Annotated in this window: 4 protein-coding genes; 2 read left to right on the plus strand and 2 right to left on the minus strand. The window is 71.1% G+C overall.

Annotated elements, in window-relative coordinates; genetic code table 11:
• A partial coding sequence (locus tag C1I93_RS32770; protein ID WP_258378347.1) for a protein kinase domain-containing protein occupies nucleotides 1-1,843 on the plus strand: 1,843 nt, incomplete at its 5' end.
• A gap of 3 nt (nucleotides 1,844-1,846) precedes the next feature.
• Here the strand turns inward: C1I93_RS32770 and C1I93_RS26895 are convergent.
• On the minus strand, nucleotides 1,847-2,455 hold the full coding sequence (locus tag C1I93_RS26895) for a hypothetical protein (RefSeq protein ID WP_111246075.1): 609 nt from the start codon (nucleotides 2,453-2,455) through the stop codon (nucleotides 1,847-1,849).
• Nucleotides 2,448-2,993, minus strand: coding sequence for an RNA polymerase sigma factor (locus tag C1I93_RS26900; protein ID WP_111246076.1), 546 nt, complete (start codon nucleotides 2,991-2,993; stop codon nucleotides 2,448-2,450). Before C1I93_RS26900 ends, C1I93_RS26895 begins: the two co-directional genes overlap by 8 nt.
• Nucleotides 2,994-3,197: 204 nt before the next feature.
• On the opposite strand from C1I93_RS26900, the gene dnaE reads away from it, so the two are divergent.
• Nucleotides 3,198-6,731, plus strand: a complete 3,534-nt coding sequence (dnaE, locus tag C1I93_RS26905; RefSeq protein WP_111246077.1) for a DNA polymerase III subunit alpha — start codon at nucleotides 3,198-3,200, stop codon at nucleotides 6,729-6,731.
• The last annotated feature ends 12 nt before the right edge of the window (nucleotides 6,732-6,743 follow it).

Genomic DNA, 6,743 nt, shown 5'->3' on the forward strand with positions numbered 1-6,743 from the left:
GTACCGGGTGGAGCGGCTGCTCGGGGTGGGGTCGTTCGCGACGGTCTGGTTGGCGTACGACCCGGTGCTGGAGATCCATGTCGCGATCAAGGTGCTGGCCGAGAACTGGCACCACGACGTACGGGTCCGGGAGAGGTTCCTCGACGAGGCCCGGTTGCTGCGCCGGATCGACGACGACCGGCTGATCCGGGTACGCCTGGTCGGCGAGCTGCCGGACGGCCGCCCGTACACGGTGCTGGACTGGGCCGACGGGGGCAGCCTCCGGGACCGGCTGGCCGCCGGCCCGCTGCCGGTGGCCACCGCGTTGGCCGTGCTGGCCGAGATCGCCGCCGGGGTGGCCGTGTTGCACCGGCACCGGGTGGTGCACCGTGACCTCACGCCCGGAAACATCCTGTTCCGTTCCGGTCCGGGCGGCGAACGGGTGCTCATCGCCGATCTCGGCCTGGCCAAGGCGCTCGCCGCCACCTCGGGGCTCACCATGCGCGCCGGCACCCCCGGCTACATGGCCCCCGAGCAGGACGATCCGTTCGCGATCGTCGACGAGCGCACCGACGTGTACGCCCTCGGTCGGCTCGGCCTGCGGCTGCTCGACCCCACGCCGACCGCCAGCACCCGTGAGGCGGCCGATCGGACCGGCAGCACCCGTGAGGCGGCCGATCGGACCGCCAGCACCCGTGAGATGGCCGATCCGACCGCCAGCACCTGTGAGATGGCCGATCCGACCGCCAGCACCCGTGAGGCGGCCGATCGGACCGGCCGTACCCCTGGGGTGGACGATCTGGCGGCGGTGGTGGAGATGCTGCGCCGGGCCTGCGCCACTGATCCCGCCGATCGCCATCCGGACGCCGCCGCCTTCCTCGCCGCCCTGCGCCAGGCCAGCGCACCGACCCGCGAGGCCAGCACACCGACCCGCGAGGCCAGCACACCGACCCAGCAGGCCAGCGCACCGACCCGCGAGGCCAGCACACCGACCCGCGAGGCCAGCACACCGACCCAGCAGGCCAGCGCACCGACCCGCGAGGCCAGCGCACCGACCCGCGAGGCCGGCACACCGACCCGCGAGGCCAGCACACCGACCCGCGAGGCCAGCACACCGACCCGCGAGGCCGGCACGCCGACCCGGCAGGCCGGCGCACCGACCCGCCAGGCCAGCACGCCGACCCGCGTGGCCGGCACACTGACCCGGGAGGGTGGCGCGTCGAGTCGGCAGGTCGGCCTGCTCGCCGCGCAGGCGGTCCCGCTGGCGCGCGCGGTCGCTTCGGCGGAGCAGGTTGGGGCAGCGGCACCCGCCGAGGGGCGGGCGCGGCACATCCGGTCCCGGTGGTGGTCCGGAGTCGGTGCGGTGGTGATGCTGCTGCTGGCTGCCGCAGCGGTGGCGGGGGACTCGGCGACGGTGGCTGGTACCGCCACGAACGGTCCGCTCCACGTCGTGCTGCCGGCCGGGTGGCGGTCGGCCGGCACCGGCTGGGCCGGCCGCTACGACACCGCCGGTCGGCTTGAACCCGCCATGGTGATCTCGCCGGAGCCGCGCCGGTGGGCCACCGACCCGACGGTGCCGGGGGCCTTCGTCGGGCTCTCCGCCACCGCGGCGCGCCGTACCGGTCCGGACGGCTTCGTGGCCGAGCAGCCGCACGCGGACTGCGCACCGGCGCCGGTACGGCGGGCGCGGCGGGGTGACTTCGACTGGGTGATCGCCCGCTTCGACTGCGCCCAGGACCGCCCGATCCTGGTCGAGGCCGCCGCCCGGACCTCCGCCGGCCTGCTCTACGCGCAGGTGGTGCCCCCGCCCGAGGTCGGTGACGAGTTCGTCGACACAATGCTCGACGGGATCCGGGTGCGGTGACGCCTAACGCACCACCACTGTCAGCACGTGGGTGCCGTCGGGGCGGGGAATGAAGACGTCCACTGTGCCGGTGCGGACGAACCGCAGGTCTACCACGCCGGCCTCGTAGTGGCTGTCCACCAGTTCCTCCCGGTCCACAGTGACCTCGCCCGGACCGATGCTGCGGATCCGCAGCACTCCGCCGGTGGCAAAGCAGAGCGACGACGGCAGTGGGCCGCCGCCGGCAAGCTCCAGCTCGTAGCGAACCGCACCGAGGCAGGTGCTGGACGCCGTCGTGGGCGTGCCGCGCGGCACGCTCGGCGTTCGTGGCGACGAGCCACCGGTCGGCACGCGTGGTGCCGGCGGTGGCCTGCCCGCGTCGGCCGGCCGCGAGGACGGGGGTACGACGGAGGGCCGCGCGGACGGCGACCCGATCGGGGACGGTACGGGTGGCGACCCGGTGGGCGGTGCGAGCGTGGCCGGTACGGGTGGCCGTACCGGCAGCGGCGCGACCGGTTCGTCCCCGCACCCGGCGGTCCCGGCGACGAGCACGACGAGCAGGGCCGCCGCGACCCGGCGCTGCCGAGCGGGCTGATGTCGGCGCGGGTCGGCGGCGGGCGGGCGCTCAGTCACCGGTGTCGGTCAGCCGGTGCCGGACCTGGCGGCGGGCCTCATGGATGCGGGACTTCACTGTGCCCTCGGGCAGGTCGAGCAAGTCGGCGATCTCGCGGTAACTCAGACCGAGAACGTCACGCAGAGTGAGCGCCTCGGCCAGTTCGGGGCGGATCGCGTCGAGCGCCTCCAGCAGGTCCAGCCGGGTCCCGGCGACCACGCTGGTGCGGCGCGGGTCCGGCGGGTCGGGCAGCGGCACCCCGCCCGCCTCCACCAGCCACCGTCGGCGCAGCGCGCGGTACGTCGAGCGGGCCCGGTTGGCCGCCAGCCGATGCAGCCAGGTGCGGAACGAGGAACGGCCCTCGAACCGGTGGATGCCCCGGGCCACCGCCAGCAGCGCGTCCTGGCAGGCTTCCTCGGCATCCTCCCGGTGCGGCAGCAGCCGGCCGCAGAGTCGCAGCACCTCCGGTCGGATCGCCGCGAGCAGCGCGTGGAGGGCCTCACGGTCGCCCCGTGCCGCGGCACCGGCCAGGTCGTCGATCCCGTCCGCGAGGGTCATCGCGCCCGTCCCGTGCTTGCCTGAGGTAACGCCTGTTGTGCGGTGCAGCCAGGTTACGCCGACCACGCCAACGGCGCTGACCGGTCACTGTCGGTGAGATGCTCGGTGTGTCGCAGCCGATGTCAGCGCGGCGCGCTGAGGCCGCTCGGGCGGCGGGATAGGGTGGTCCGACCGACTCGATCATCCGACCCGGGGGGCCTTCGCATGGGCGATTCGTTCGCGCATCTGCACGTGCACACGGAGTACTCGATGCTCGACGGGGCGGCCCGGCTCAAGGACCTGTTCTCCGAGGTCAAGCGGCAGGGGATGCCGGCCGTGGCGATGACCGACCACGGCAACATGCACGGCGCGAACGACTTCTACAAGCAGGCCATGGCCGCCGGCGTCACCCCGATTCTGGGCATCGAGGCGTACGTGGCGCCGGAGTCGCGCTTCCACAAGTCTCGGGTGCGCTGGGGGCGGCCGGAGCAGAAGAGCGACGACGTCTCCGGTAGCGGTGGTTACACCCACAAGACGATCTGGGCGCGTAACAAGACCGGCCTGCACAACCTCTTCACGCTCACCACCAAGGCGTACACCGAGGGTTACTTCGTCAAGTGGCCCCGGATGGACGCCGAGCTGCTCGCCGAGCACGCCGACGGCCTGATGGCCACCACCGGCTGTCCCTCCGGCGAGGTGCAGACCCGGCTGCGGCTGGGCCAGGACGCGCAGGCCCTCGAAGCCGCCGCGAAATACCAGGACATGTTCGGCAAGGAGAACTACTTCCTGGAGCTGATGGACCACGGCCTGGACATCGAGAAGAGGGTCCGGGACGGGCTGGTCGAGATCGGCCGCAAGCTGGGCATCCCGCCGGTGGTCACCAACGACTCGCACTACACGCACGAGGCCCAGTCCGAGGCGCACGACGTGCTGCTCTGCGTGCAGACCGGCAGCAACGTCGCCGACCCGAACCGGTTCAAGTTCGGCGGCAGCGGCTACTACATCAAGTCCGCCGACGAGATGCGCGGCGTGGACGGCTCCGACGTCTGGCTGGAGGGCTGCCGCAACACGCTGCTGGTGGCGGAGCGGGTCGACCCGACCGGGATGTTCGAGTTCCACAACCTGATGCCGCGCTTCCCGGTGCCTGAGGGCGAGACCGAGGAGTCCTGGTTCCGTAAGGAGACCTTCAAGGGGCTGGCCCGCCGCTTCCCGAACGGGATCCCCGAGGGACACGTGGTGCAGGCCGAGTACGAGCTGGGCGTCATCATCCAGATGGGCTTCCCGTCGTACTTCCTCGTGGTCGCCGACTTCATCCAGTGGGCCAAGAACCAGGGCATCGCCGTCGGTCCGGGCCGTGGCTCGGCGGCCGGCTCCCTTGTCGCGTACGCGTTGGGCATCACCGACCTGGACCCGATCCCGCACGGGCTGATCTTCGAGCGGTTCCTCAACCCCGAGCGCGTCTCCATGCCCGATGTCGACATCGACTTCGACGAGCGTCGGCGCGGTGAGGTGATCAAGTACGTCACCGACAAGTGGGGCGAGGACAAGGTCGCCCAGATCGCCACCTTCGGCACCATCAAGGCGAAGGCCGCGATCAAGGACTCGGCGCGGGTGCTCGGCTACCCGTACGCGGTCGGTGACCGGATCACCAAGGCCATGCCGCCGGCCGTGATGGGCAAGGACATCCCGCTCGAGGGCATCTTCGACCCGAAGCACCCCCGCTACGCCGAGGCCGGCGAGATCCGCGGCATGTACGAGCAGGAAGCCGACGTCAAGAAGGTCATCGACACCGCCCGGGGCATCGAGGGGCTGATCCGGCAGACCGGCGTGCACGCCGCCGGTGTGATCATGTCCGCCGAGCCGATCATCGAGCACATCCCGCTGATGCGCCGGGACTCCGACGGGGTCATCATCACCCAGTTCGACTACCCGACGTGCGAGTCGCTCGGGCTGTTGAAGATGGACTTCCTCGGCCTGCGCAACCTGACGATCATCGACGACGCGGTCAAGAACATCCAGCTCAACCACGGCAAGGAGCTGGACCTGCTGGCGCTGCCGCTGGACGACAAGGGTGCGTACGAGCTGCTGGCCCGGGGCGACACCCTGGGCGTGTTCCAGCTCGACGGCGGGCCGATGCGGTCGCTGCTGCGGATGATGAAACCGGACAACTTCGAGGACATCTCCGCCGTGCTGGCGCTGTACCGTCCCGGCCCGATGGGCGTGGACTCGCACACCAACTACGCGCTGCGCAAGAACGGCCTCCAGGAGATCACCCCGATCCACCCGGAGCTGGAGGAGCCGCTCAAGGAGATCCTCGCCCCCACCTACGGCCTGATCGTCTATCAGGAGCAGGTGCAGCGCGCCGCGCAGATCCTCGCCGGCTACACGCTCGGCCAGGCCGACCTGCTGCGCCGGGCGATGGGCAAGAAGAAGAAGGAGATCCTCGACAAGGAGTTCATCCCGTTCCGGGACGGCTGCCGCGAACACGGCTACTCCGACGAGGCCATCCAGAAGGTCTGGGACGTGCTGGTCCCGTTCGCCGGGTACGCCTTCAACAAGGCGCACTCCGCCGCGTACGGGCTGGTGTCGTATTGGACTGCGTACCTGAAGGCGCACTACCCGGCCGAGTACATGGCGGCGCTGCTGACCTCCGTCGGTGACGACAAGGACAAGATGGCGCTCTACCTGTCGGAGTGCCGCCGGATGGGCATCCAGGTGCTGCCGCCGGACGTGAACACCTCCGCCGGGCCGTTCACGCCGGTCGGCAGGGAGATCCGCTTCGGTCTCGGCGCGATCCGCAACGTCGGCGCGAACGTGGTGGCCGCGATCATGCGCTGCCGTGAGGAGAAGGGCGAGTACGCCGACTTCTACGACTTCCTGTCCAAGGTGGACGCGGTGGTCTGCAACAAGAAGACGATCGAATCGCTGATCAAGGCGGGTGCCTTCGACGTGATGCGGCACCCGCGCAAGGCCCTGCTCGCGGTGCACGCCGACGCCATCGACGCGTACGCCGACGTCAAGCGCAAGGAGGCGGTCGGCCAGTACGACCTGTTCGGCGCGGGCTTCGGCGACACCGAGGCGGCGACCACCACCACCGTCATGCCGGTCATCACCGACGGCGAGTGGGACAAGCGCGACAAGCTCGCCTTCGAACGCGAGATGCTCGGCCTCTACGTCTCCGACCACCCGCTGTTCGGTCTGGAACACATCCTCGGCCCGGCGGCCGACACCACAATCGCCGCGCTCTCCGAGGAGGGCACCGTGCCCGACGGCGCGGTGGTCACCCTCGCCGGCATCCTCTCCGGCGTGCAGCGGCGGGTCACCAAGCAGGGCCGGGCCTGGGCCTCGGCCACCCTGGAAGACCTCGCCGGTGGGGTGGAGACCCTCTTCTTCCCCAACACCTACGAGGTGATCGGGCAGTACATCGCCGAGGACGCCATCGTGGTGGTCAAGGGGCGGGTGGACCGGCGCGACGACATCCCCCGCATCATGGCCATGGACATGTCCATGCCCGACGTCTCCGCCAGCGCGACAAACAAACCGGTCACCCTCACCATCCCGGTCACCCGCTGCACCCCACCCCTGGTGGAACGCCTCAAGGAGACCCTGGTGCTGCACCCCGGCGACGCCGAGGTGCACGTCAAACTCCTCAACGGCAGCCGCACCACCACCCTGCGCCTCGGCCCCGTCCGCGTAGCCGCCACCACCGCCCTGATGGCCGACCTCAAATCCGTCCTAGGCCCCGCCAACGTAACCTGACCACCCCCGGCC

The organism is Micromonospora endophytica, from assembly GCF_003236305.1.
GTDB lineage: Bacteria > Actinomycetota > Actinomycetes > Mycobacteriales > Micromonosporaceae > Micromonospora > Micromonospora endophytica.

What these genes read in the sequence shown, in the direction of transcription:
- C1I93_RS26900 (WP_111246076.1), bottom strand. Translation starts at nt 2,993, where the DNA reads ATGACCCTCGCGGACGGGATCGACGACCTGGCCGGTGCCGCGGCACGG.
- dnaE (WP_111246077.1), top strand. Translation starts at nt 3,198, where the DNA reads ATGGGCGATTCGTTCGCGCATCTGCACGTGCACACGGAGTACTCGATG.